Raw genomic sequence first — 24,933 nt, 5'->3', positions numbered from 1 at the left:
ATCACCTTACTGCTTTGTAAAAAATGTTAAAACAAAGAGAAAGCAGCCTGTTTCCGGCTGCAATTTTACCTCTGGATTCCCCTATTATAGCATATTTATCCTTGCGACACTTCAGCTATTTATAAAATGTCAGCTTCAGCGTTTGTCCGGGCGCCGTTTCCTGTTTTAAAAAATCCATCGGATTTGTGCTGAGTACCTGAACCACCCGGGCTTCTTCTCCGTTCAATTCGACGAGGAGCGGGATGCCGTTAACTTCTATATGCTTTAAGTTCGTCCCTTCCGACTGTCCGGCGAAAATGATTTCCTGCGGCATGGTCGTGTATAGGATCATTGAATCATCCTTTCTTCGCCGCCGCTGTTTTGTTCAATCAATTCATTGAGCTTGTTGATCGCCTGTCCGACGCCGCCCGCTTCGTCGATCAACCCGTATTCGACCGCATCTTTTCCGACGACATTTGTTCCGATGTCACGCGTCAGATTGCCTTTGGAAAACATCAATTCCTTAAACTTGTCTTCGGAAATATTTGAATGGCTTGTGACAAAGTTGACGACCCGCTCCTGCATTTTATCAAGGTACTCAAATGTTTGCGGAACACCGATGACTAGTCCTGTCAGTCTGACCGGATGGATCGTCATCGTCGCGGTCTCAGCGATATAGCTGTGATCACAGGAAACCGCGATTGGAACACCGATCGAATGGCCGCCGCCGAGCACGATTGACACGGTCGGTTTTGACAGGGACGCCAGCATTTCCGCTATCGCCAATCCCGCTTCAACATCACCGCCCACAGTATTTAAGATGATGAGGAGCCCTTCGATTTTAGGATTTTGTTCAACTGCGACAATCTGGGGAATCACGTGTTCATACTTTGTTGTTTTATTTTGGGGAGGAAGCTGAACATGACCTTCAATTTGCCCGATGATGGTCAGGCAGTGGATGTTTGAGTCCTGTCCCATTTGCGGAAGCGACGTTTGGCCAAGCTGCTGAATTTTGTTGACGAGATTGTCTTTTCCGTCCTGTTTGGCCGGCTGCTCCCCTTGGCCGTCCCCGTTTTGTATCGGGTTTGAGTCCATCTGGTTCACCTCTTTCTCGAGTTTCTTTTGTATTATGGACAGTGGCGGTTTTTTCATACAATGTAAAAAAACCAAGAGGGATCCTCTTGGTTTTATACTTCCATGATGATTGGGATGATCATTGGTTTTCGTTTCGTTCTTTCATATAAGAATTGATTCAATGCGTCGCGCATCGTCTGTTTTAGCGCAGACCATTCGACGACTGCGTTTTCCGTGCTTTCTTTCACGATTTCCCTGACAAGCTCTGTCGCTTCAACGATCAGCTCTTCTGATTCCCTGACATAGACAAAACCTCTCGTGATAATTTCGGGTCCTGATACAAGATGTTTTTTCTTTTTATCAAGGGTAATGACAACGATTAAGATTCCGTCCTGGGAAAGAAGGCGCCGGTCTCTGAGCACGATGTTGCCGATATCGCCGACACCGAGTCCGTCGATCAGGATGTTGCCTGATTGCACCTTATCGCCGATTTTGACGTTTTGGCCGCGGAACTCAACAACATCGCCTTTTTCGACAAGGAAAATGTCGCTTCTCTTCATCCCGATTTCTTCAGCCAGCTTGGAGTGTGCTTTTTGCATTCTGTATTCGCCGTTTACAGGGATTAAATACTTCGGCTTCAGCAGGTTCAGCATCAGCTTCAGCTCTTCCTGGCAGCCGTGGCCTGATACATGGACGCGCTTTTGTGCGAACACGACTTGTGCGCCCGCTCTTGTCAATAGATCGACGGCTTTGGAATAGACCAATTCCTGGCCCGGCACCGGAGAGGAGGCGATTAAAACCGTATCTCCTTCTTCAATATCAAGCTGTTTATGCCCTTGTTTTGCGATTCTTGTCAATGCAGCCAGCGGTTCTCCATGATTGTCTCCTGTCAAAATGGCGACTTCTTTTTTCGGATGTTTTTTGACTTCCTGGACAGGAATGAACATATCCTCGTCAGCCGTTACATAGCCAAGCTTGATGGCAAGCTGCAAAATGGAGGAGATGTTTTTTCCGGAAACCGCAAGCTTTCTGCCGTTTTGCAGCGCCGCATCAATCACCTGCTGAATGCGGTTGAAGTTTGATGCGAATGCAGCAATGATCACACGGTTTTCAGCGTTATACATCACATCGGAAATCTCGCCGCCGACAACGGCCTCTGAAGGCGTATAGCCCGGTTTTTCCGCATTGGCGCTGTCAGAAAGCAGACACAGGACACCGCTGTTGCCGATTTTGGCGATTTCGCCGATATCACTGGTCTGATTTAAAACCGGTGTTTGGTCAAATTTGAAATCCCCAGTGCACACGATGGATCCGAGAGATGTTTTAAAACTGACACCGACGGAATCCGGGATGCTGTGGTTTGTCCTGAAAAATGATACTTTCGTTGATTCAAATGTAATCACCGACTTGGAGTGGACTTCTCTTAAATCGGCTTTTTTATTGGAGCCGTACTGCTTTAACGTTTCTTTTAAAAGGGCAAGTGTCAGCTTCGTTCCGTAAACAGGCACAGATAGTTTGTTCAGGCAGTAAAAAACGCCCCCGATGTTTTCTTCGTGTCCGTGTGTCAGAAAAATCGCCTTCACGCGGTCAGCTCGTTCGATTAAATATGAAATGTCCGGGATGACCACATCGATTCCCAGCATTTCATTTTCTGGATGCATGAGTCCGGCGTCAACCACGAATATGTCAGAGTCGATTTCAATGACATAAAGGTTTTTTCCGATCTCCCCGACGCCACCTAAGGCGATGATTCTAATAGCTTCTGTATTTTTTTTCAAATTGTAATCCTCCTAATCTAAGTACCCGTCCATCATCACTTGTCCCTATTATACCTGAATCTAATTTTAGAAAACAAGAACCATTATGTATATGACAAACGGCCATCCCCTCCAAAAGAGAATGACCGTTTTCGTCCGTACTCCTTTTACAAACTGTTCATCAGGCTGCTTAAATGGAGTCGCTCTTCTTCATTTAGCGGAATTAATGGGAGTCTGACAGAACCGACGTCAAGACCCTTCAGCTGAAGAGCCGTCTTTAAAGGAGACGGATTCGGAGCGGCGAAAAGACCTTTCATCAGCGGAAGCAGCTTTTGATGGAGCAAGGCTGCCTCTTTCGCATTCCCGTCTATATAATGTTTCATCATCTCCTGCATTTCCGGTCCGATGATGTGTGATGCAACGGAAACAATTCCCCACGCTCCCACGGACAAAGCCGGCAAAGTCAAGCTGTCGTCGCCTGAATACACGGCAAAATCGTCTGGCGTTTCCGCAACGATTTTCGTGATCGCATCAAGGTCGCCGCTCGCTTCTTTAATCGCAACGATATTCGGAATTTCCGCCAGACGGATCGTTGTTTCGGGCGCCAGTGAAGCCATCGTTCTGCCCGGAACATTATAAAGCATGACCGGAAGCGATGTTTCTTCAGCGATCGCTTTGAAGTGGCGGTACATTCCTTCCTGGGAAGGTTTATTATAGTACGGGACAACGAGCATCACGGCGTCTACTCCGGCTTCCTCCGCTTTTTTTGTCAGTTTGATGGAAGCCTTCGTATTGTTGCTCCCCGTACCGGCGATAATAGGTGCGCGGCCGGCTGCTTCCTTAACCGAATGTTGAAAGAGCGCGACTTTTTCTTCTTCAGACAGTGTCGGCGATTCCCCGGTTGTTCCTGCGACAACAAGGGAATCCGTCCCGTTGTTCAATAAATAATCAATCAGCTTTGACAATTTCTGAAAATCGACGTTTTCATTTTTGTCAAAAGGCGTAACCATTGCGGTTGCAATATTTCCGAAATTCATTTTTTTCACCTCATCATGATTCAATCACATTTATTTTGATAGTTCAAACACTTCGTGCAAAGCGTTTACGGCCGTTGCCATATTTTCCTCGTGAACGAGCACCCAGATCGTCGTATGGCTGTCAGCGGACTGCAGGATCGGAATGCCTTTTTCCGACAAGGCGGTAACGATTTTTGAGGTGACGCCCGGCACTCCCATAATACCGGCACCGACTGCTGAGACCTTCGCACAGTTTTTCGTCACGACAGGTTCATAGCCCAAATCTTTCAGTATCCCGAGCGCCTTGTCTGTCATGCTTCCGGCGACCGTATATACAATTTCACTTGGTGTAATATTAAAGAAGTCAACGCTGATCCCAGCATTGGCCATCGCTTTAAACACTTCGGTCTGTACATTATATTGTCCTTCTTTTGCCGGAACCTTAAACTGGGTCACATCTTTTACATGGGCGATTCCCGTGATGAGCCGCTCAAACACATCGCTTCCGGCCTTAGAGGTATGGTGGCTGGTTACAAGTGTTCCGGGTTCTTTTGAATATGTCGACCGAACACGAATCGGCACCTTTGCCTGCATGGCAATTTCTACCGCTCTCGGATGGATCACCTTCGCACCCTGGTAGGCCAAATTGCAGATTTCCGTATAGGTAATGACAGGCAGCGGCTTTGCTTTTTCAACGATTCGCGGATCTGCGGTCATGACGCCTTCGACATCTGTGAAGATATCGATGAATTCCGCATCCAATGCCGCTCCGAGCGCGGCGGCCGAAGTATCGCTTCCGCCTCTGCCGATCGTTGTGATGTCGCCTTTTGCAGTTGCCCCTTGAAAACCGGCGACGACAACCGCATCATGTTCGGCCAGCATGCTGACAAGACGCTCCGGTTTCATTTCGAGAATTTTGGCGTTCGTATGCTGGTTATCCGTTAAAAACCCGGCCTGTGCACCTGTTAAAGCCGCGGCTTTAATTCCGTTTTCCAAAAGCATGCTCGCAAATACAACAGAAGAGATCGTTTCACCGCATGACAAGAGCATATCCTGCTCCCGCTCGGTAATCGCATCCTGACCGCCGTATAGCAGCTCAAGCAATGAATCGGTTGCATACGGGTCGCCTTTCCGGCCCATCGCCGATACGACAACAACCGCTTTGTATCCTTCATTGACCGCACCTTGGATATGGCTTAAAGCGAGTTTTCTGCCTCGGTCGTCCTTTACAGACGTTCCTCCAAATTTTTGAACGATGATTTTCAATTTATTTCACTCCAAGTTGATTTCGGACGTAACAGAAGAGAGTAGGCTGTTTAAAGCCTTACTCTCTTCTTCCAATGTCCCGTTAGAAATCTTTACATTAAACTAAGTTTAAAGCTTTTAAGCTTTCTGCGATTTGAACAGAATTCCAAGCCGCGCCTTTGAGCAGGTTGTCGGAAACAACCCAGAGATGAAAGCCGTTTGGCCGGTCGAGGTCTTTGCGCACCCGTCCGACAAACACATCTCGTTTTCCCACTGCATCGGCAGGCATTGGATATACCTGTTCTGCCGGGTCGTCTTGAAGGATGACGCCAGGAGCTTCTTTTAACAGGTTTTTGATATCTTCTGCCGTTACATCGTCACGGTCTGTTTCGATATAGACGGATTCCGAATGTCCTGTTGCAATCGGCAGTCTGACACATGTCGCTGAGACTTGAAGTTCAGGCATGTGCATAATCTTTTTCGTTTCATTTATCATTTTCATTTCCTCAAACGTAAACCCGTTCTCCTGGAACTTATCGATTTGAGGAATAGCGTTAAATGCGATTTGATAGTGTTTTTCATCGCTTTTGACCGGCATGATTTCAGGCTCGAACGGCTTTTCGTTTAAAATTGCTTCCGTTTGGCCGTAGAGCTCTTTTATCGCTTCATTTCCGGCACCTGACACAGCCTGGTAGGTTGAGACGATGACTTTATTCAAGCCGAAAGCCTTGCGGATCGGCTCAAGCGCAACGACCATTTGGATCGTCGAACAGTTCGGGTTTGCGATGATGCCGTTATGCTGATGCAAATCTTCCTCATTAACCTCAGGCACGACGAGCGGAGTGTTTTCATCCATTCGAAACGCGCTCGTGTTGTCAATGACGATCGCCCCGCGTTTGACCGCTTCATGGGCAAGCACCTTTGAAACGCCTCCCCCGGCGCTGAACAGCGCGATGTTTACGCCTTCAAAGCTTTCCGGTTTAGCTTCTTCTACAATATGCTCTTCACCTTTGAATGTCAGCTTCGTACCTGCCGAACGCTTTGAGGATAATAAAGTCAGTTTATCCAGTTCAAAGTTTCTGTCTTCTAGCGTTTTTAGCATTTGCTGTCCTACAGCGCCTGTCGCACCAACTACTGCTACATGTAATCCTCTGCCCAATTGTAAAACTCCTTCCACCTTAATCGTCGTAACGATTGGTTGACTATGCATTTTACATTTTATTTTAACATAGAAGTGAGCCGGGGTGATTGATATTTTTTGTTACATCTTTAAATTATTGCTCATGATTGACAAGAACGGGCTGAATTTGTTTATGGGACAGCGCTTCTTCGACCGCCGGCAGCAAAAGGTCCATTTTGGCGACGAGGGAATTCGGCTTTTTGTAAGGGTCATCCTGCCCGAATGGGATGAAGAAGATGTTTTTTGTCGTCATCAGCCTCATCAGGTTGACGCCGTTGAGGCCGAGGGCATCATTTGTGGAAATGCCAAGGACGACCGGACGCGAGTTTCGAACCGTCGCCTTCGCCGCCATCAGCACCGGAGAGTCCGTCATCGCGTTTGCGAGCTTGCTCATCGAGTTACCCGTTAAAGGCGCGATCACCATGCAGTCAAGCGGTGTTTTGGGGCCGAGGGGCTCAGCTTTCGGAATGGAATCAATACAATCAAAACCTGTCAGTTCTTCGATTTTCCTTACCCACTCCTGCCCTTCTCCAAAGCGTGTGTCCGTCGATCTGACAGTATGCGTCACGATCGGTCTGACTTCCGCCCCTTTGTTGACAAGCTCTTCGATTTGCGGAAATACGGCATCATACGTACAGTGTGAGCCTGTAAGGCCAAATCCGATTCTTTTCCCTTTGATCGACATTATGACAGCCCCTTTCGGTCGGTTGTTGTTTGTGATAAAAGGTTGCACAAAACATTGGCGATGATCTGACCAGCCGTTTTCGGCGCGACAATCCCGGGAAGTCCGGGAGCGAGCAGGGCTTTAATGCCCTGTTTTTCGGCAAAGTCAAAATCTGTGCCTCCGGGACGGGTTGCTAAATCGAGAATTAATGTTCTCGGCGTCATTCGCGCGAGCGCTTTTTGATCAAGGATGAGACTTGGAACGGTGTTGATGCAGATGTCAGTATCCTCCACATGCTCTGCAAGATCTTTTGTATGGAAAGGCTCAAGTCCCATTTCCATAATTCTGGCCAGATGTGCGGAGTCGCGGGCGCCGACTTTAACATTTGCTCCAAGAGCCGAAAAAGCGCGGCTGATGCTCATTCCCGTTCGCCCGAGTCCGAGGACCATGACGTTTGAACCGTGGATCGTATAATCGGTATGCTGTATGGCCATCATGATGGCCCCTTCAACTGTAGGTATCGAGTTGTAAATCGCGATATCGTCTCTTTCAAAAAGCTTGATCAGACGGCGGTTCGCCCCTTTTGCCATTCCGTCTAAATAACGATTTGAAATTCCTGTATAAATGTCGCAGTGAGGCTTTGTTTTTTCCAAATGCTCCTGCTTTAATATCACTTCTTCATTTGAGAAAACGGTCGCAACCGCTCCTGCTGCGGATGTTCCAGATACAGGCAGGATGATGCTGTCTATTGCTCCAAAATCCAGTTCATTTAATTTTAATTTCGTAGCTCCGGTAAACCCGTGGTCAAGCTGATCAAATCCGACCAGAAATACCTTCGCGTCCTGTTCCGTCAGCTTGCGGATGATTTCAAGCTGCCTCGCATCACCGCCGATGATGGCAATCGTCAATCCGGTTAACATGGCTTTAACATTCACCTTCTTTTTGACAAGGATCTAATTCCATAAGCTAATTTCATCATATGATAAAAAGGAAATAGCGGTGAATTGAAATACATCCCGTGAAATAGATGAAAGCCCGGCCTTTCCTGAGGGCGGAACAGCCTTGAAAAGGCAATAAAAAAAACCGGCTGCCGCCGGCTATTCTTCTTTTATTCCGCTGTCTTCAGGAACATCGAGAATAATCATGTCTGTTCCGATTTTTTGAATCTGCGTCCATGGCACCCTGATGTCATTCCCCTGCTTTCTGCCAAGTCCGAACCATTTCACCGAAGGGATGATGAGGGCGGTGATCTGTCCGTCCTGTTCATTGATCTCAAGGTCGGTCTGCCCAAGCACGCCGAGGCGCTCAGCCCGCTTGATATCGACGATCTCTTTTCCCGAAAGCTCGCTCAGCCTCATAAAAAAACCCCCTTTTGTTATGATGTATGTACGAACAGCAAAAAACATGCCTGCCGATCAAGACAAGCATGTTTTTTCTCATTTATTTCGGAAGTTCTCCGGTCGGACTGATCAAGGCTTGAGAATAGTCGTCCGTAAACATCCGGTTGGCGAGATTGTTGACGCGGTCGAGATTGACGGCGTTCAGTTTTTCGATAATCTCATCCAGCGTCCGGTGCTTTCCGAGCAGCAGCTCATTTTTTCCGTTGCGGCTCATTTTGCTGTTCGTGCTTTCAAGACTGAGCATCAGGCTGCCTTTCATTTGCTCTTTGCTGTTTTCCAATTCTTTCGGGGTGATGCCATCCGCTTTTAACACGCGAAGCGTTTCATGGATCGTTTCTGACAGAAGCTGCAGCTGGCTGGCGCCGGTTCCCGCATAAATCGTCATCATTCCGCTGTCTTCATATGAGCTGTGGTAGCTGAATACGGAATAAGCGAGTCCTTTATCTTCGCGAACATCCTGAAAAAGGCGGCTGCTCATGCTTCCTCCCAAAATGTTGTTGAGTACGATCAGGTCGTAAATTTCGGGGTGGCCGACTTCAAGTCCATTGAACCCGAGGCAGAGATGAGCCTGTTCAGTATCTTTTTTGCGCGTCATTTGTTGATGATGAAATTCCGGTTTTGCCATTCCTGTTCTTTTTCCGTTCGCTTCATATGAACCGAAATGCTTTTCCGCTTCTTTGATAAAGCTTTCAGGAACATTTCCGGCAATCGAAATCACGACCCGGTCCGGTGTATAGTATTCGTCCATATAGCGGCGCAGGGCATCTCCGTCAAAGCTCGCCAGCGTTTCCTCTGTTCCGAGAATCGGATAGCCCAGGGAATGGCCGCCGTATGACGCCTTGCTTAAAAGATCGTGGACGATATCATCAGGCGTGTCTTCATACATTTTAATTTCTTCAAAGACGACGTTTTTTTCTTTTTTTAATTCTTCCTCGTCAAATGATGAATGGAAGAACATATCCGAGAGCACTTCCAAAGCGAAGCTTGCATGTTCATCAAGAACTTTGGCATAGTAGCACGTATACTCCTTTGAGGTAAACGCATTGACCTGGCCGCCTATTCTGTCAAAAGACTCCGCAATGTCTCTGGCCGTGCGCGTTTTTGTCCCTTTAAAAAACATGTGCTCCAGAAAATGCGAAATGCCGTTGATCTCCGGTGTTTCGTGTCTTGACCCGGTTCCAATCCAAACGCCGATAGCTACCGACCGGACAGTGGGATTGTTTTCAAATACGATTCTTACCCCGTTTTGACAAGTATATCGTTTAATCAAATCTGTTCCTCCTATTCAACGAACGGGCCTTGCATCTATTTGACCAAAAGCCTTTTTTCATTCAGCAGCTGTGAGACAGTTCCGATGTGATAGCCTTTTTCATGAAGGTTTTGAATCAAAGCATCAAGGCTTTTGGCAGTTGGATCTGTTGGATGCATCAATATCATGGCACCGCTGTGTACTTTGCTTAATACCCGTTGCTGCAGAACGGCCGGCTGCGGCTTCTGCCAGTCGATTGTATCGACTGTCCACATCACCGTACCCATTCCCATTTGGTGAGCCTGATCGACGACTTCTTTGCGGAAGCTGCCGCTCGGCGGCGCAAACCACTTTGGTTTGACCCCGAGGGTTTCTTTAATTTGTTCATTTGTCATCCGCAGCTGTTCTGAGATTCGTTCTCTCGTCAGTCTGCTCATATCCGGGTGATTGTATGAATGGTTTCCAATTTCATGGCCGCCCTTTACGATGGATTTTGCCAGATCCGGATGGTTTTTCACCCATTTGCCCTCCAGAAAGAATGTGGCTTTCACATGATGTTTGTTCAATATGGGAAGCATTTTTTCCAAATGCTCATTCCCCCAGGCGACATTGATAAGAAACGATACCATCGGTTTATCGGGATGTCCGCGGTAAATCGGCTCAGGCTTTAAAGACTCCAGATGGACTTTTGGTCTCACTTGGTCGTAAACAAGAAGCTTTTCATTGAATTCGCCAGCCTCTTTTATTTTTTTGTAAGACTTTTCGATGTTCACCTTTATACCGTTATACCCCGGCATCGCTTTCCAAATCTTATCGATTTTTGCGTTTTGCGGTTTCGCTTCGTACTCAGGCGCTTTTTGCACCAGCTCCTGATACAGTTCGTCCTTTTGAGCGGCGACGGTCACCGCATCCTTTTTCATCGCATCTATGTAATCGAGTGAGTATGGATGATTCATCATCTGATATGAAATAACCAAAAGAAAGAAAAAAACGGACAACCGAACCAATGTTCTTTTCAACCTATCCTTCCTCCCTTCCCCACAAAATATGTGAGATAAGGACAAGATAGAACTGATCGGTTTCAAACGGCTGTATCCGCTTAAAGCAAAGAAGCCGGGTCTCCCAGGCTTCCTTTTTCCTTTTGATGGTTAAGACAGAAGCAAGACAGACACCGTTTTACGATTTTTGTTCTTCTTTTTCCTTCTGTTCACGCAATACTGCTTTTCTTGATAAATTGACGCGTCCTTGCTTATCGATTTCCGTTACTTTGACAAGGATTTCGTCACCGATTTTCACGACATCTTCCACTTTGCCGACGCGTTCAAGCGCAAGCTCTGAAATGTGGACCAAACCGTCTTTTCCGCTGAACAGTTCAACGAAAGCGCCGAATTTTTCAATCCGTTTGACTTTACCTAGGTAAAGCTGTCCGACTTCCACTTCTCTGACAAGGTCTTCAATGATTTTCTTCGCTTTTTGGTTCATGCTTTCGTCAGTGGAAGCAATAAAGATTGTGCCGTCTTGTTCGATATCAATTTTAACGCCTGTGTCTTCAATGATTTTATTAATTTGTTTTCCGCTTGGTCCGATAACGTCGCGGATTTTATCCGGATTAATCGTCATTGTCAAGATCTTCGGCGCATACGGCGACAGCTCTTTTCTTGATTCAGCCAATGTGCTCAGCATGCTGTCAAGGATCTCCATTCTGCCTTTTTTCGCCTGCTGGAGCGCTTCTTCCAAAATCTCTCTTGATAGACCGGCAATTTTAATATCCATTTGCAGCGCGGTTACGCCTTTTGACGTTCCTGCTACTTTAAAGTCCATATCTCCAAGGGCATCTTCCATTCCTTGAATATCTGTCAGAACAGTGTAATGTTCGCCAGATTTGACAAGGCCCATTGCAATTCCGGCGACAGGCGCTTTAATCGGCACCCCGGCATCCATCATGGCAAGTGTGCTGGCACAAATGCTCGCTTGAGAAGTGGAACCGTTTGATTCGAGCACTTCAGAGACAAGGCGGATCGTGTATGGAAAGTCTTTTTCAGACGGAACAATCGGTTCAAGCGCACGCTCTCCAAGTGCACCGTGCCCGATCTCGCGGCGTCCCGGTCCGCGCATTGGTCCTGTTTCCCCGACGCTGAATTGCGGGAAATTATAGTGGTGCATAAAGCGTTTTGATTCTTCCACACCGAGACCGTCCAGAATTTGAACATCGCCGAGCGCACCGAGTGTACAGATGCTGAGCGCCTGCGTCTGGCCTCTTGTAAAGAGCCCTGAACCGTGTGTTCTCGGCAGCAGTCCGACTTCTGAAGAAAGCGGGCGAATCTCATCGACCGCACGTCCGTCAGGGCGAACCTTTTCTTCGGTGATCAGACGGCGCACTTCGTTTTTCACAAGCTGTGATAAAATATCCTTTACTTGTTTAAGCGTTTCTTCATCATGTTCTTCTTCCTCAAATTTCGCTAAAACTTGATTTTTCATTTCGCTGATCGCGTCTTCGCGGGCATGCTTTTCATGGACCTGGATCGCTTTTAACAAATCGCTTTCCGCCATCCCCCGCACTTTTTCTTTCAGATCAGCATCGATCTCATACAGCGCCACTTCTGTTTTTTCTTTTCCGACAGCAGCGACGATCTCTTCCTGGAAGGCGATTAAACGCTTAATCTCTTCATGACCGAACATGATCGCTTCAAGCATGATTTGTTCGGGAACTTCTTCGGCACCCGCTTCCACCATGTTGATGGCGTCTTTCGTCCCTGCTACAACTAAGTGGATATCGCTTTTTTCAAGCTGATCAAGCGTCGGGTTGATGATAAACTCGTTGTCGACCCGGCCGACTGTGACACCGGCAATCGGACCTTCAAACGGAATATCGGATACGCAGAGCGCAAGGGATGAACCGAACATCGCGGCCATTTCTGACGAACAATCCTGATCAACACTCATGACAATGCTGACAACTTGAACTTCATTCCGGAAACCGTCTGCGAACAGCGGGCGGATCGGCCGGTCGATTAAACGGCTGGCGAGAATCGCTTTTTCACTAGGTCTGCCCTCTCTTTTAATAAAGCCGCCTGGAATTTTCCCGACTGCATAAAGCCTTTCTTCGTAGTTCACGGTTAAAGGAAAGAAATCGACGGTTTTAGGTTCTTTTGAAGCTGTCGCCGTGCTGAGTACAGCCGTATCTCCGTAACGCACCATGACAGCCCCGTTTGCTTGTTTTGCAAGCTGGCCGGTTTCAACTGTGAGCTTGCGGCCGGCCCAATCTATGGAAAAGACGTGTTTCTCTTGTCCCATTCTTATATGAACTCCTCTCTTCGGATAGTTTTTCGTTACTCCTATTATGAACGAAATGAATTAAACATATCAATGGCAAAGTGCTATGTAAAGACCTGAAACAGGTGATTTAAGATCATGTATATGAAAAACGTGTTTTGGAGTTGCCGGATATTCGTTCTTATACGATAAAAAAGCGGGAATCCTCCCGCTTTTTACGATTATCGACGTAATCCTAGCTTGTTGATCAACTCACGGTAACGAGTTACGTCTTTGTTACGAAGATACGTAAGAAGATTACGACGTTTACCTACCATTTTAAGAAGACCGCGACGTGAGTGATGGTCTTTCTTGTGAACGCGCAAATGCTCGTTCAAGTTGTTGATTTGATCTGTTAGGATAGCGATCTGAACTTCCGGTGATCCCGTGTCAGATTCGTGTGTTTTGAACTCGCTGATGAGTTGGTTTTTACGCTCTTGAGTAATTGCCATCCTGTTTCACCTCCATATAATATTAGCCCCGTTTACCTAGCAAACGCCGGTGATTCGATTTGCCAAGTGAACGGTTTTTAAAGCTACAGACAATATGATACTAGAAAGACGGTCCATATGCAACTATTTATTATAAACTTTGAGAAGCCCGGCCATTTATCACCCATTGTTGACAGGGATTCACTTTTCAATACGTATTTTGATCATCTTTTGCCGGCTAAAAGCTCTTCAAAAAAACGGATCGCTTCTTCTTTGTCCTTTGTGATCTGTTCAACCAGCTCATCGACACCGGCGAATTTTTTTTCGCTTCTCAGCCGTTTATACCATTCAATTTTCATTTCGCTGCCGTATATTTCCCGATTAAAATCAAATAAGTTCACTTCTATGGAAGGCTGGCCTGGCCGCTTCTCGTAAAAAGTCGGCTTGTATCCGACATTGCAGACTCCGTTGTATAATGCGCCGGCTATTTCCGCTTTAACGGCATAGACACCGGTCGGCGGGACAATGTATGTGTCGGAAAGACCGATATTGGCAGTCGGGAAGCCGATCGTCCTTCCTCTTTTATCACCGTGAATCACGACGCCTTTTACATAGTACGGCCTGCCGAGCAGTTCCGCGGCATATTCGACATCGCCCGCTCCAAGGACACTGCGGATCCTTGTTGAGCTTACCTTTTGATCATGGCTTGAGTATTTGGCGACAGACGTGCTTTTAACACGACCTCTCGCATACTCCTGAAAATTTTCCATCGTGCCTTTTCCAAATTTCCCGAAGGTAAAGTCAAATCCCGCGACAACATGGGATACATGAAGCCCGAGAATATACTGCTCGATAAAGTCCTCAGGCGAAAGGGCGGCAAATTCGGGGCTGAATTCCACGATGTATAGAAAGTCGGCTCCCAAATCTTCAATGATTTTTACTTTTTCGCTCAAAGGTGTGATTAAATCCTTGGGCTCCCGGCCTTTTTTCAGAACGGCTGACGGATGGGGATGAAAGGTCATCACAGACGTTTTGACCCCTTCTCTCTCCGCCGCGGCTTTGGCCGTGAGAATGACTTGCTGATGTCCCAGGTGAACACCGTCAAAATAACCTAATGCCATAACTGATGTTGGAACATCCTCACGCTTCAGATCGTGTGGATGGGAAATATGTATCGTCTTCAAGAACGGTCACCTTTTCTTATTGTTCGCTTTTTTGCACGAGTACTTTTGCCGGCTTCAACAAGCCGGGTTTTGTTGGATGCGGATAATAGATGGCTGTACACCGGCCTTCTTCTGTAAAAACGGCAAGACGGGCGTCTGCATCCATTTCAGAAAAACGCTCAGGTGTTTCAAGCAATGCTCCATTTTCCACTTTCTTAGCTAATGTATCACTAATTATCCATTTCGGCAAATGATCAAGCGCACGCTCAATTGTAACGAGCTGTTCAGACAATGTGCCGTTTTCCATATGTTCATTCAGCTGCTCAAAGCTCAGACATTCATCAAGGGAGAATGATCCAGACGCCGTTCTGATTAAATGGGACATATGGGCGGGGAATCCGAGCTTTTCCCCTATCGCAACCGCCAATGTCCTGACGTATGTGCCCTTTGAACAAGTCACACGAAACCTGAAGCTGACCGTATCATCATCAGAGCGGATGTCAGAAGTCAGCTCGATACGGTGAATGGTGATCGTCCGCTTCGGCCTTTCCACCTCGATTCCCGCCCTTGCGTATTCATACAGCTTTTTGCCGCCTACTTTGACTGCGGAGTACATAGGCGGAACTTGTTCGATCGTTCCTTCAAGGCTTTGAAGAACGCTCCTCACGGCTTCTTCATCAGGCGGGGTGCTGACTGGCCGCTTTTCTACGATTTCCCCCGTCTGATCTTCTGTCGTCGTTGAAAAGCCGAGCGTTATTTCAGCATCATATGTTTTTGATTTTTCGGTCAGATACTCGACGATTTTGGTCGCCCTTCCGACACAAATTGGGAGTACGCCTGACACTTCAGGATCAAGCGTCCCTGTGTGTCCGACTTTTTTTGTTTTGAGCAGCTTGCGGATCTTCATAACACAGTCATGGGATGTCATACCGACCGGTTTATGTAAAAGCAGGACTCCGTTATACACGCCTTTTCCCCCTTTCTTATGTCAGCTAAAAAGGACAGACGGTAAGTCCGCCTATCCTGGATAGCTTTTATTCTTTATTTGAATTGAGCTCGTGAATCAATGTTTCGATACGGTTTCCGTAATCGATGGATTCATCGAATTCAAACTGGATTTCAGGTGTTTTGCGAAGCCTGATTCGGTTTCCAAGTTCGGAACGAATGAAGCCCTTCGCTTTTGCCAAGCCTTTCAGCGTCTCTTCCCTCTTCTTTTCATCTCCAAGAACGGAAATATACACTTTGGCGATTTGCAGATCACCTGAAACTCTGACATCGGTCACTGTTAAGAATCCGATTCGCGGATCCTTCAGCTTTCTTCCGATAATGTCACCTAGTTCTTTTTTCATCTGCTCACCCACACGGGTAGCTCTCATCGTCATGACTATACCACCTCTATGTTAAAACCACTCTGTTCTCGTGATCGTCCGTTCGATTTCCGGAAAAGAGTCGATAAAGCTAAGAACGCGCTGCAGCTCTTTTTCCGTTTGCACGCGAGAGGAAGAAACGGCGGCAATGCCGAAGCTCGTGCGCTGCCAAGTATCCTGGTAGTCGATTTCTGAGATAGAAACGTTAAATTTCGCCCGGATTCTTGTGATCACCCGCTTCAGCACCGCCCGTTTTTCCTTGAGTGACGATGCATCGTAAATGATGCATTCGCATTCAACGAACCCGATCACTTTCTTTCAATTTCTTGCATGACATACGCTTCGATCATATCGCCTTCGCGTATGTCGTTGTATTTCTTAATGGTGATACCACATTCATACCCTTGTGAAACCTCTTTTACATCATCTTTAAAGCGTTTAAGAACATCCACTTCCCCTTCAAAGATGACGACGCCGTCGCGGATTAAGCGGATTCCGCTGTCCCGCGTGATCGTTCCTTCCGTCACATAGCCTCCGGCAATCGTTCCGATTTTGGAGACTTTGAATGTTTGACGGACTTCAACCATTCCGATCACTTTTTCTTCGTATTCAGGGTCAAGCATCCCTTTCATGGCTGCTTCGATTTCGTCGATCACTTTATATATGATGCGGTGAAGACGGATATCCACATTTTCGACTTCGGCTGTACTCTTAGCATTTCCGTCAGGTCGGACATTAAACCCGATGACAATCGCGTTTGAGGCCGAAGCTAAAATAATGTCTGATTCGGTAATCGCACCGACACCTGTGTGAATGATTTTCACTCTGACGCCTTCGACTTCGATTTTTTGCAGAGCGGCGGCGAGCGCTTCAACAGACCCTTGAACATCAGCTTTGACGACGAGGTTGATCTCTTTGACATCGCCTTGTTTAATCTGTTCAAATAAATCGTCAAGGCTGAGCTTCGCTTTATCGCTGCGCTGTTCTTCAAGCTGTTTTGTCGCGCGGGCTTCACCGACAGAACGGGCTGTTTTTTCATCTTTGAAGACAAGGAACTGATCCCCTGCATTCGGAACTTCATTCAAGCCTGTGATTTCTACAGGCGTTGACGGGCCGGCTGATTTGACGCGTCTGCCGATATCGTTGACCATCGCGCGCACGCGGCCAAATGTGTTTCCGACAACGATCGGATCGCCGACGTGAAGCGTTCCGTTTTGAACGAGCAGTGTCGCAACAGATCCTTTTCCTTTGTCAAGCTCGGCTTCGATGACCGTTCCTTTTGCTCTGCGGTTCGGATTTGCCTTGAGCTCTTCGACTTCGCTGACTAAGAGAATCATCTCGATGAGTTCGTCGATCCCTTCACCTGAAAGCGCTGAAAGCGGAACGAAAATCGTCTCGCCTCCCCATGCTTCAGGAACAAGGCCGTGCTCTGTCAGCTCTTGCATAACGCGGTCCGGATTTGACGTTGGTTTGTCGATTTTGTTGACGGCGACGATAATCGGCACCTCAGCCGCTTTGGCATGGTTGATGGCTTCAACCGTCTGAGGCATCACACCGTCATCTGCGGCGACGACGAGAATCGTGATATCCGTTACTTCCGCTCCGCGCGCGCGCATCGTTGTGAATGCAGCATGCCCAGGTGTATCAAGGAAGGTGATTTTCTTGCCGTTTTCCTCAATTTGATAAGCGCCGATATGCTGTGTGATGCCTCCGGCTTCGCCTTCGACGACTTTCGTTTTTCTGATGCTGTCAAGAAGCGTTGTTTTTCCGTGGTCGACGTGGCCCATGATCGTGACAACCGGCGGACGGATTTCGAGATCTTCTTCGTTGTCCGGTTCTTCGTACTTTTCAAATTCGGTTTCTTCGTGGACGATGACTTCTTCGACTTCGACGCCGTACTCCGCAGCGATCAGTTCAACCGTGTCTTTGTCAAGATCCTGGTTGATCGTCGCCATGGTGCCGAGCAGCATCAGCTTCTTAATGATTTCTGACGGCTCTTTTCCGAGCTCTTCGGCAAGTGCGCCGACCGTCATTGAATTTGTAAATTCAATTTTTTCCGGCAGCTCTTTTTTCGGCTTGAATTGTTTTTCCTGCGGAGCTTGATGTTTGTTGTTGCGCTTGTTCTTTTTGTTGTTGTTGTTTTTCTTTTTGTTTTTATTGTTAAATTGAGTATTCTGCACGTTATTCTTCTTTCCGTCTCGATTTTTGTTTGGCTTATTTCCGGCATTCTGTTTTGCGGCTTCTTGCTGCGGCTTTTTTTGGCCGCTTTGATCGGCGTTCTTTTTGCTTGCGCCCTGCTTGCTTCCGCCGGACTGACCGCCTTTTTTGAATTTTTGGTCAAGCTGTCTGATTGCATTTTCTTCAATCATCGCCATATGGTTATTGACTTCGATATTCATATCTTTCAATGCCGCGATAATATCCTTACTTGAAACATTGATGGCTTTCGCATATTCATAAACTCTCATTTTAGCCATTCGTTCACCCCCAAAAAGATTAATCGAGCTTTCGGAGCAACGTATTCGCAAAACCTTGATCAGTTACGGCGACAACCACACGGGATTCTTTGCCGATTGCGCGGCCCAAAAGCGTCCGGTCGCTGACTGTTCTGACCGGTACGCCGTAGTGCCTGCATTTGTCGGTTACCTTTTTCTCCGTGTTAGCTGCAGCGTCGTCTGCAAGCAAAACAAGCTTTGCGCGTGAATGCCTGATTTCTTTTATAACCAGGTCTTCTCCGGACACGACTTTTCGAGCTCGATTCGCCAGACCCAGCAAGGAAAACCACTCCGATTCCGACATTTATCTGTTCTCCTTTTCCGCCAGTTCCAGCAATTCATCAAAAATCTGATCATCAATTTGTGCTTGAAGCTGATTTGCTAAGCTGTTTTTCTTTTTTGCAGTTAAGATGACGTCTTTATCAAGCGTAAGGTAAGCTCCCCGGCCGTTCTTTTTGCCGGTCGGGTCTACGGAAACTTCCCCTTCCTTCGAACGGACGACGCGGATGAGCTCCTTTTTCGGCTTCATTTCCCCTGTCACGACGCATTTTCTAAGCGGGATCTTTTTTCGGCTGTTCACCAAAGGTCACCTCTTATTCATCCGATTCCGGAGTTTCGCTTTCCAAGAAAAGCTCTTCAGGCTCCTCTTCCTCAAGCTCTCTTGGATAAATGCCAAGCTCTCTTGCATCTGTTTCGCTTTTAATGTCGATTTTCCAGCTTGTCAATTTTGCCGCCAGGCGGGCGTTTTGCCCTCTTTTGCCGATGGCAAGCGACAGCTGGTAGTCTGGAACGACCACGGTTGTTGCCTTATCTTCTTCATTGACGATGACATCAAGCACTTTAGAAGGGCTCAATGCATTGGCGACAAATTCAACCGGATCGTTTGACCAGTGGACAATGTCGATTTTCTCGCCCTTCAGTTCATTGACGATCGCCTGAACGCGCTGCCCCTTCGGACCGACGCAGGCACCGACCGGATCGATATCCGGATCATCCGTCCGGACGGAAATTTTGGAGCGGTCCCCCGCTTCCCTCGCCACAGATTTAAGCTCGACCGTTCCATCGTAAATTTCAGGGACCTCGATTTCAAAGAGCCTTTTTAATAAGCCTGGATGAGTTCTTGAAACGTAAATCTGCGGACCCTTCGTCGTTTTTTCGACTTTTGTAATGAACACTTTGATCCGATCATGAGGCTTGTAGACTTCGTTCGGCATCTGTTCTGAAACCGGCAGAAGCGCCTCGATTTTCCCTAAAGAAACATAGATAAACTTGTTGTCGATTCGCTGGACGATACCTGTCATGATATCTTCTTCGCGGTCGATGAATTCAGAATAGATGACGCCGCGCTCCGCTTCACGGACGCGCTGAGTGACAACCTGCTTCGCCGTCTGGGCAGCGATGCGGCCGAAATCTTTCGGCGTCACTTCAATTTCCACGACATCTCCGACAATATAGTTCGGGTTGATGTTCCTCGCGTCTTCAATCGAGATTTCCAGCCGCGGATCATAGACTTCATCCACGACGTCTTTGCGGGCGAAAACGCGGATTGAACCGGTGTCGCGATTCAAATCTACCCTGACGTTCTGCGCCTGGTTAAAGTTCCGCTTATAAGCGGAAATGAGCGCAGCCTCAATAGCTTCAATAATAATGTCCTTACTGATTCCCTTTTCTTTTTCAAGAACGGTCAGGGCATCTAACAACTCACTACTCATGTTTATGGTTTCCCCCTTAAACAGTCAAAAATAATTAATTGAACGAAACAGCCAGCCTTGCTTTGGCTATCTTTTCATATGGAATGTTGATTCTTTTTTGCCGCGTTTTGATTGTGACTGTAATTTCCGCGATTTCACCGTCAAATGCAGTAAGCTTGCCTTCAAACTCTTTATTTCCTTCAATAGGTTCGTACGTTTTAATATATACGTTTTTTCCGAGCGCTTTCATGAAATCGGCTTCTTTCTTCAAGGGCCGTTCAGCTCCGGGAGATGATACTTCGAGGAAGTAATTTTGCTTGATAGGATCAGCCTCGTCAAGCTTTTCGCTAAGAGCTTCGCTAACCTTGGCACACTCTTCGATGTCAACGCCGTCATCAGAATCAATAAACACGCGAAGGAACCAGTTTTGACCTTCCTTGACAAATTCGATGTCAACGAGTTCAAGCTGAAGATTGTCTAATATAGGCTGGACCATTTCGCTGGCGATATCGATCACTTTGTTACTCATTCTTTTCCTCCTTGTGCAGGCTCCAATTCATCAGCTCTCTCGTAAAAACCCTGCTTCATGAGCAGGGATCAGAAAAGACGATGAACATGTCGAGACAAAATTGCCTGTTCAATACAAAAGAGCGGGTTTCCCCACTCTTCGCCTCGGCTATCGTTAGCATTTCCAATAAAACTATACCATAACCATATTTTTATTGCAAATCATGACAGTGTTCAGTTTAGACTAGTGCCTGCGCGGTTTTGATGGAGCGCGGCCGATTTTTCATTGATTCGTTTTGGCATGCTCGGAAATGACGGAGGCAGTTTGGAAACTGGCTGCCTCTGTCATTGCCCTCTTATTAGATCAGGTCAAGACATGTTCTGCAGCCATCATTTTCGCATTGACTGATTCTACATCCGTATTCTCCCCGCAGCAAAAAAGGATGTAATCAGCGGCGTTCGGGAAATGTTACGCCGTTTTTTGCTTCACTCTGTAAATTTCACCTTCACCTTCACATCCACATCGACACCTTTTGGCCACATTTCAAATGTGAAGGTGGAATCGCTTTTCAAATAGTGTAAAACACGCTCCCGCAAATACAGATCCCCGTCTTTTTCATAAAAATCTTCGTCATGGTTCATGTACGGTGTCCATGACCAGACTTCTTCCAGGACGGGTCTGCCGGTGGAATCGACGGTTCCTTTCACAGTAGCCAGCTTCGTTCCGTTTAATGACGCGGGGATTTTGAGATCGCCGGTGATGGCCGACTTGCTGACGGTAAATTCGTTTTTTTCAAGTTTTGGCTGATCATAAACAATGACATCCAAGACCTGATCTGAGCCTTTATGAAACGCAAAAGTGAGCTGTGCTTTCATCCCCGGCTGTCCTGATTCTGAGATCAGCTTTTTCAGCCAGGATGCATTGATCACGACCGTTTTTCCGTCATCATCAACCGTATAGTCGTATCCTTCTTGAAGCTCTTCAGTTTGCCGGTAGATTCCGGTCAGCGTATTGCCGGCCAGCTGAATGTCCACCGTTTGATCGGTGATAGTCTCTCCCTTTTTTAGAAAAAGATCTGCCGGTTTGATGATCGCATTGGAGACGCCCTTTCCAGCCTGAACGACAATATCCTTTACGACCGGATCACGCCACTGCCTTGCGAACCGGTCAAACTGGTCGTTCCCGTTATCCCACCACATCGGAATCATATCGTATTTGCGGGCGAGACGGACAAGTGTATCATGGTACAGCCACTTTGAATGTTTCTCATTGGCGCCCAAAGTACCGTATTCACCAATGATGACCGGGTACCCTTTGCTGACAAATTTGTCATAAACGGGCCTGATGTCCCGCTCCATCTCTGCGATCTCCTGTGCCGATCCCCAGGTCGTCCGCCCCCACCAATTTGACACATAGTCCCATGGCGAATAGTAGTGATAGGTGAGGACGATCCGGTCGTCATCAGGCAGTTCGAATGAATTGAGCAATTCATCCTTGTTATCTTCAAGCCCGCCGATGATCACAAGCCGATGATCATTATGCCCGCCGGTCATGCGGATTTTGCTGAGCATTTCCCTGTTCAGCAGGTTCAATTGATCAGCGTCCATCCCCGTCGGTTCATTGACGATTTCAAACAGCAGGCGTTCGTTTTTGTTCTTGAAGCGCTCGGCAATCTGCGTCCACACTTTCCCCAATTTGTCTAATGTCTCCTGCTGGCTTTCTCCCATGCGGTTAATCCAAAGCCAGGAATCATGGTGAATATTCAACACCACATAAAAGTCTCTTTCCAAAGCCCAGTCCGTCACTTTTTCGACACGATTCATCCACCCGGAGTCAATCTTATATCCGGGAGCGCTTCCGATGTGCGAGTCCCAAGTTACAGGAATGCGGACGCTTTTAAAACCCGCGTCGCGAATATCATCAAATGTGTGCTCCTCGACCGGCGGATTGTTCCAGGAGCCCTCCGTCGGGATCGCATCAAGCGTATTGCCCAAGTTCCATCCGGGGCTCATTTTTTCCAAAAGCTGTTTCGGCCGGACACTGCTCTGCTCTTTTGTCTTTGGCTGTCCTTCTGTTCCTAAAGCTCGCGGAATTGAAGCTGAAAATGCTGATCCAATGAGCAGGCAGAACAGAATGATCGATTTGACGCATAAGCCTTTTGCTTTCAATCTTGTAATCTCCTTTTCATTTCATTATTCAACATATACAGGCGGCCGGGTACAGGTGTTTTGCCTGAAAGGCCGCCTTTAAAATCAAGCAGGATGTTTAAGCATTGCCGATTAAACGGTCATACTCGGCATAAGCTGTCGCCATGTCGACTTGAGACCAAAAGCGATGATACACAAAAGTCGGCAGACCGTTTTCCCATTTGCCCGTATTCGGGTTCCAGGAGTCTTGGTATTTATTTTCCAAATAAGGCCACATCACATCGTTTTTAATGTTCGGGCGAAGATCGGTATGACTGATATAGACGCCGTTTCCGCCTTTTGCCGGATCGGACGGCACCGTATTCGGGCCCGGAATGGTGTTGCCCTGTCCGTATCTGCCGCTCCACCCGTTTGGAAAGTAGATTTCTTTCGTAAAATAGCGGATATAGTCTTCGTGTTCTTCTTCTGCAGCGATTCCAATTCCGTCGTTTTTGTTCCATGCCGCATCAAGCAGTTCTTTTGCCATGTTTTTCGCCCGGTTTCCAAGAGCTGTGAAGCTGCCGGTTTCCGCTTTTGTTCCGGCGGCAAAAAAGACAAGCGTCTTGATATAGCTGCCGAGAACGCCGACATCTTGTGACGGGTTCTTTGTCGTGACATGCAAATTCGGATTTCCGGTAAATGAATGAAACCCTTGCCATGGATCAGGCTGACCGCTCCATTCAAGGTTCGAAGGAATCCAAAATTCCCCCGGATCCGATTGTGTGGCGATTTGCGGGTTTTGACCGCCGAGTACGCGTTCTCCCGCTTCATTTAAAAAATAGCCTTCTTCATCCGAAAGCGGCCGTTCGTTCACAAACACATAATCCAATGAATAAGCGACCCATTTTTCAATGACTTTCTTTGCCATTTTGAACTGTTCTGATGATGTTTCACCTTTCTGCGCAAAAATATCATACAGTTCCGCCACCCTTTCCATCGGCCAGACTTGCATGCCGAACCAATTGTTTGAAGGCGGATCATGATAGACGGGCGCTTCCGTATAAGCCATGCCGTAAAATGTGCTGACATTTTGCGGATATGCGCTGTAATCGCCGTTCCAGCTGTTTGTGGCGCCTCCGGCAATTGCTCCTTCTGAAGACAGCAGCCATGTGTAAAATTCAAGCTGCCTTTCCAGTGTGGTTTCCCAATCGCTTCGTGCTGAAGGGGAATTTGGAATCAGGCCCCCTTCAGATGTGGATAAAGCGTAAGAGGCAACGGGATTTTGATAGCCTTGATGGATATGGCTCGCACCGATCCGCCATGCCCAGTTGGCATACTGACCTAATCCGCCGCCCCAAGCGGTGTACCAAGCCATTAAAAAATGACAGGCATTTTTTCCGGAACCGCGGGAAGGCGATCCGTCAGCGGCGCTTCCAATCTCTTGAAAGTATTTATCATACATGCCATAGCGGAGAAAATCCCCCATCTTCTTGGCTTTATTTAAATACGTTGTATTGCTGTAGCCCCACTCTTTTGCCCAGTACATCGCCTGAATGGCGCGGGCATCGGCGTCTGTCGCATTCGTATAGCGCCATTGCGGTGCAGGCGCCTGATTTTCTTTTGTAAACAGGCTCATAAAGCCTTCATTCGGTTTCCCGAATGTCTGATCATCCTGAGACGGATGCGGAACCGTTTCCCATACCGACTCCTGTTCACCGCGCTGGTACGTGTTGACATATGCGGCGGTATGCGCAGGATTCAACAGGTTTCCGAAGCCATACCAGTTATCAACATCCAGCAGCCAGTGCATTAAATACGTTTCATTGCTTCCATAAGTGGATCTGAGCTCTCCGTCAAGCGGATCGTTTCCGGCAGGATATTGTCCGGTCAGCTGTGAAGGGTAAAGGTCCGGGTAGGCATGTTCAGCGGCATATGTGGCAGGGCTTGAGGGGTTATAGTAGCTCATCGTCGGCTGTTCTTCTTTTCCATCGCCTTCATTCACCGGAATGATATATTTCTCCATGTTATCCCAAGCGGCTTCAAGTCTTGACCAATCTTGCGTATAGCGCCCATACATCGCTTCAAGCCAGATCCAATAGCTGTATGCTTCAGATGTCGTCATGTGGCCGTAGTCAGGCGCTTCACATATGAGCGTTTCTACGGAGTGATAAGGAATGCCTTCAGGTGAGAAATAACGGTTTTGCGGATTTTTGATTTGCTCATACAGTTGCATAAAACGAGTTTGATTGTCCATGATACGTCCTCCTTTTGAAGTC

The 24,933-nt window shown here is 47.3% G+C and carries 24 protein-coding genes; all 24 read right to left on the bottom strand.

Features of this window, described 5'->3' with window-relative positions; translation table 11 throughout:
- Positions 1–115 precede the first annotated feature (115 nt).
- The gene (locus ACINLD_RS04470; protein WP_026587024.1) at positions 116–331 is read right to left on the bottom strand and encodes a YlzJ-like family protein; all 216 of its coding nucleotides are present in this window, start codon (positions 329–331) and stop codon (positions 116–118) included.
- A complete protein-coding gene (locus tag ACINLD_RS04465; protein WP_026587023.1) occupies positions 328–1,074 on the bottom strand; it encodes a ClpP family protease in 747 nt (248 codons plus the stop codon). The genes ACINLD_RS04470 and ACINLD_RS04465 overlap by 4 nt, the downstream gene beginning before the upstream one ends.
- Before the next feature lie 92 nt (positions 1,075–1,166).
- Positions 1,167–2,831 (bottom strand): ribonuclease J2, encoded by a 1,665-nt coding sequence (gene rnjB, locus ACINLD_RS04460; protein WP_026587022.1) that lies wholly within the window; start codon positions 2,829–2,831, stop codon positions 1,167–1,169.
- Positions 2,832–2,977: 146 nt separating this feature from the next.
- Positions 2,978–3,847: a 4-hydroxy-tetrahydrodipicolinate synthase gene (dapA, locus tag ACINLD_RS04455; RefSeq protein ID WP_410206934.1), complete on the bottom strand. Its 870-nt coding sequence runs from the start codon at positions 3,845–3,847 to the stop codon at positions 2,978–2,980.
- A gap of 30 nt (positions 3,848–3,877) precedes the next feature.
- Positions 3,878–5,092: an aspartate kinase gene (gene dapG, locus ACINLD_RS04450; protein WP_026587020.1), complete on the bottom strand. Its 1,215-nt coding sequence runs from the start codon at positions 5,090–5,092 to the stop codon at positions 3,878–3,880.
- Between the two features lie 97 nt (positions 5,093–5,189).
- Complete coding sequence (gene asd / locus ACINLD_RS04445) at positions 5,190–6,230, bottom strand: aspartate-semialdehyde dehydrogenase (RefSeq protein WP_410206933.1); 1,041 nt, start codon at positions 6,228–6,230, stop codon at positions 5,190–5,192.
- A gap of 115 nt (positions 6,231–6,345) precedes the next feature.
- Entirely contained in the window at positions 6,346–6,939 is a 594-nt protein-coding gene (gene dpaB, locus ACINLD_RS04440; RefSeq protein ID WP_142246156.1) for a dipicolinate synthase subunit B, read from the bottom strand.
- Positions 6,936–7,835 (bottom strand): dipicolinic acid synthetase subunit A, encoded by a 900-nt coding sequence (gene dpaA, locus ACINLD_RS04435; RefSeq protein ID WP_026587017.1) that lies wholly within the window; start codon positions 7,833–7,835, stop codon positions 6,936–6,938. Before dpaA ends, dpaB begins: the two co-directional genes overlap by 4 nt.
- 177 nt (positions 7,836–8,012) lie before the next feature.
- A complete protein-coding gene (locus ACINLD_RS04430; protein WP_026587016.1) occupies positions 8,013–8,273 on the bottom strand; it encodes a YlmC/YmxH family sporulation protein in 261 nt (86 codons plus the stop codon).
- 82 nt (positions 8,274–8,355) lie between these two features.
- On the bottom strand, positions 8,356–9,585 hold the full coding sequence (locus ACINLD_RS04425) for a M16 family metallopeptidase (RefSeq protein WP_277692768.1): 1,230 nt from the start codon (positions 9,583–9,585) through the stop codon (positions 8,356–8,358).
- A gap of 35 nt (positions 9,586–9,620) precedes the next feature.
- Positions 9,621–10,523, bottom strand: coding sequence for a polysaccharide deacetylase family protein (locus ACINLD_RS04420; protein ID WP_409444765.1), 903 nt, complete (start codon positions 10,521–10,523; stop codon positions 9,621–9,623).
- Between the two features lie 217 nt (positions 10,524–10,740).
- Positions 10,741–12,858: a polyribonucleotide nucleotidyltransferase gene (pnp, locus tag ACINLD_RS04415; RefSeq protein WP_026587013.1), complete on the bottom strand. Its 2,118-nt coding sequence runs from the start codon at positions 12,856–12,858 to the stop codon at positions 10,741–10,743.
- A 200-nt stretch (positions 12,859–13,058) separates the two neighbouring features.
- A complete protein-coding gene (rpsO, locus tag ACINLD_RS04410; RefSeq protein WP_026587012.1) occupies positions 13,059–13,328 on the bottom strand; it encodes a 30S ribosomal protein S15 in 270 nt (89 codons plus the stop codon).
- A 203-nt stretch (positions 13,329–13,531) separates the two neighbouring features.
- On the bottom strand, positions 13,532–14,491 hold the full coding sequence (gene ribF / locus ACINLD_RS04405; RefSeq protein ID WP_026587011.1) for a bifunctional riboflavin kinase/FAD synthetase: 960 nt from the start codon (positions 14,489–14,491) through the stop codon (positions 13,532–13,534).
- A 16-nt stretch (positions 14,492–14,507) separates the two neighbouring features.
- On the bottom strand, positions 14,508–15,437 hold the full coding sequence (truB, locus tag ACINLD_RS04400; RefSeq protein ID WP_026587010.1) for a tRNA pseudouridine(55) synthase TruB: 930 nt from the start codon (positions 15,435–15,437) through the stop codon (positions 14,508–14,510).
- 67 nt (positions 15,438–15,504) lie between these two features.
- The gene (gene rbfA, locus ACINLD_RS04395; protein ID WP_026587009.1) at positions 15,505–15,852 is read right to left on the bottom strand and encodes a 30S ribosome-binding factor RbfA; all 348 of its coding nucleotides are present in this window, start codon (positions 15,850–15,852) and stop codon (positions 15,505–15,507) included.
- A gap of 18 nt (positions 15,853–15,870) precedes the next feature.
- On the bottom strand, positions 15,871–16,149 hold the full coding sequence (locus ACINLD_RS04390; protein ID WP_409444686.1) for a DUF503 domain-containing protein: 279 nt from the start codon (positions 16,147–16,149) through the stop codon (positions 15,871–15,873).
- Entirely contained in the window at positions 16,146–18,314 is a 2,169-nt protein-coding gene (gene infB / locus ACINLD_RS04385; protein WP_026587008.1) for a translation initiation factor IF-2, read from the bottom strand. Before infB ends, ACINLD_RS04390 begins: the two co-directional genes overlap by 4 nt.
- A gap of 19 nt (positions 18,315–18,333) precedes the next feature.
- Positions 18,334–18,636, bottom strand: a complete 303-nt coding sequence (locus ACINLD_RS04380) for a YlxQ family RNA-binding protein (protein WP_026587007.1) — start codon at positions 18,634–18,636, stop codon at positions 18,334–18,336.
- Positions 18,637–18,912, bottom strand: coding sequence for an RNase P modulator RnpM (gene rnpM / locus ACINLD_RS04375; protein ID WP_026587006.1), 276 nt, complete (start codon positions 18,910–18,912; stop codon positions 18,637–18,639).
- Between the two features lie 13 nt (positions 18,913–18,925).
- Positions 18,926–20,044: a transcription termination factor NusA gene (nusA, locus tag ACINLD_RS04370; RefSeq protein WP_026587005.1), complete on the bottom strand. Its 1,119-nt coding sequence runs from the start codon at positions 20,042–20,044 to the stop codon at positions 18,926–18,928.
- 34 nt (positions 20,045–20,078) lie between these two features.
- Positions 20,079–20,552: a ribosome maturation factor RimP gene (gene rimP / locus ACINLD_RS04365; protein WP_277692766.1), complete on the bottom strand. Its 474-nt coding sequence runs from the start codon at positions 20,550–20,552 to the stop codon at positions 20,079–20,081.
- A gap of 464 nt (positions 20,553–21,016) precedes the next feature.
- Entirely contained in the window at positions 21,017–22,699 is a 1,683-nt protein-coding gene (locus ACINLD_RS04360) for a cellulase family glycosylhydrolase (protein WP_409444687.1), read from the bottom strand.
- 97 nt (positions 22,700–22,796) lie between these two features.
- The gene (locus tag ACINLD_RS04355) at positions 22,797–24,911 is read right to left on the bottom strand and encodes a glycoside hydrolase family 48 protein (RefSeq protein WP_409444688.1); all 2,115 of its coding nucleotides are present in this window, start codon (positions 24,909–24,911) and stop codon (positions 22,797–22,799) included.
- Positions 24,912–24,933: the final 22 nt, after the last annotated feature.

Source organism: Bacillus sp. z60-11 (assembly GCF_046464135.1).
In the GTDB taxonomy this organism is placed as follows: Bacteria; Bacillota; Bacilli; order Bacillales; family Bacillaceae; genus Bacillus; species Bacillus sonorensis_A.
The sequence above is the reverse complement of the archived record's forward strand: the minus strand, read 5'-3'. Positions and strand labels throughout refer to the sequence as shown.

What these genes read in the sequence shown, in the direction of transcription:
- ACINLD_RS04470 (WP_026587024.1), bottom strand. Translation starts at nt 331, where the DNA reads ATGATCCTATACACGACCATGCCGCAGGAAATCATTTTCGCCGGACAG.
- ACINLD_RS04465 (WP_026587023.1), bottom strand. Translation starts at nt 1,074, where the DNA reads ATGGACTCAAACCCGATACAAAACGGGGACGGCCAAGGGGAGCAGCCG.
- dapA (WP_410206934.1), bottom strand. Translation starts at nt 3,847, where the DNA reads ATGAATTTCGGAAATATTGCAACCGCAATGGTTACGCCTTTTGACAAA.
- dpaA (WP_026587017.1), bottom strand. Translation starts at nt 7,835, where the DNA reads ATGTTAACCGGATTGACGATTGCCATCATCGGCGGTGATGCGAGGCAG.
- ACINLD_RS04430 (WP_026587016.1), bottom strand. Translation starts at nt 8,273, where the DNA reads ATGAGGCTGAGCGAGCTTTCGGGAAAAGAGATCGTCGATATCAAGCGG.
- ACINLD_RS04420 (WP_409444765.1), bottom strand. Translation starts at nt 10,523, where the DNA reads ATGATGAATCATCCATACTCACTCGATTACATAGATGCGATGAAAAAG.
- pnp (WP_026587013.1), bottom strand. Translation starts at nt 12,858, where the DNA reads ATGGGACAAGAGAAACACGTCTTTTCCATAGATTGGGCCGGCCGCAAG.
- rpsO (WP_026587012.1), bottom strand. Translation starts at nt 13,328, where the DNA reads ATGGCAATTACTCAAGAGCGTAAAAACCAACTCATCAGCGAGTTCAAA.
- rbfA (WP_026587009.1), bottom strand. Translation starts at nt 15,852, where the DNA reads ATGACGATGAGAGCTACCCGTGTGGGTGAGCAGATGAAAAAAGAACTA.
- infB (WP_026587008.1), bottom strand. Translation starts at nt 18,314, where the DNA reads ATGGCTAAAATGAGAGTTTATGAATATGCGAAAGCCATCAATGTTTCA.
- ACINLD_RS04380 (WP_026587007.1), bottom strand. Translation starts at nt 18,636, where the DNA reads ATGTCGGAATCGGAGTGGTTTTCCTTGCTGGGTCTGGCGAATCGAGCT.
- nusA (WP_026587005.1), bottom strand. Translation starts at nt 20,044, where the DNA reads ATGAGTAGTGAGTTGTTAGATGCCCTGACCGTTCTTGAAAAAGAAAAG.
- rimP (WP_277692766.1), bottom strand. Translation starts at nt 20,552, where the DNA reads ATGAGTAACAAAGTGATCGATATCGCCAGCGAAATGGTCCAGCCTATA.
- ACINLD_RS04355 (WP_409444688.1), bottom strand. Translation starts at nt 24,911, where the DNA reads ATGGACAATCAAACTCGTTTTATGCAACTGTATGAGCAAATCAAAAAT.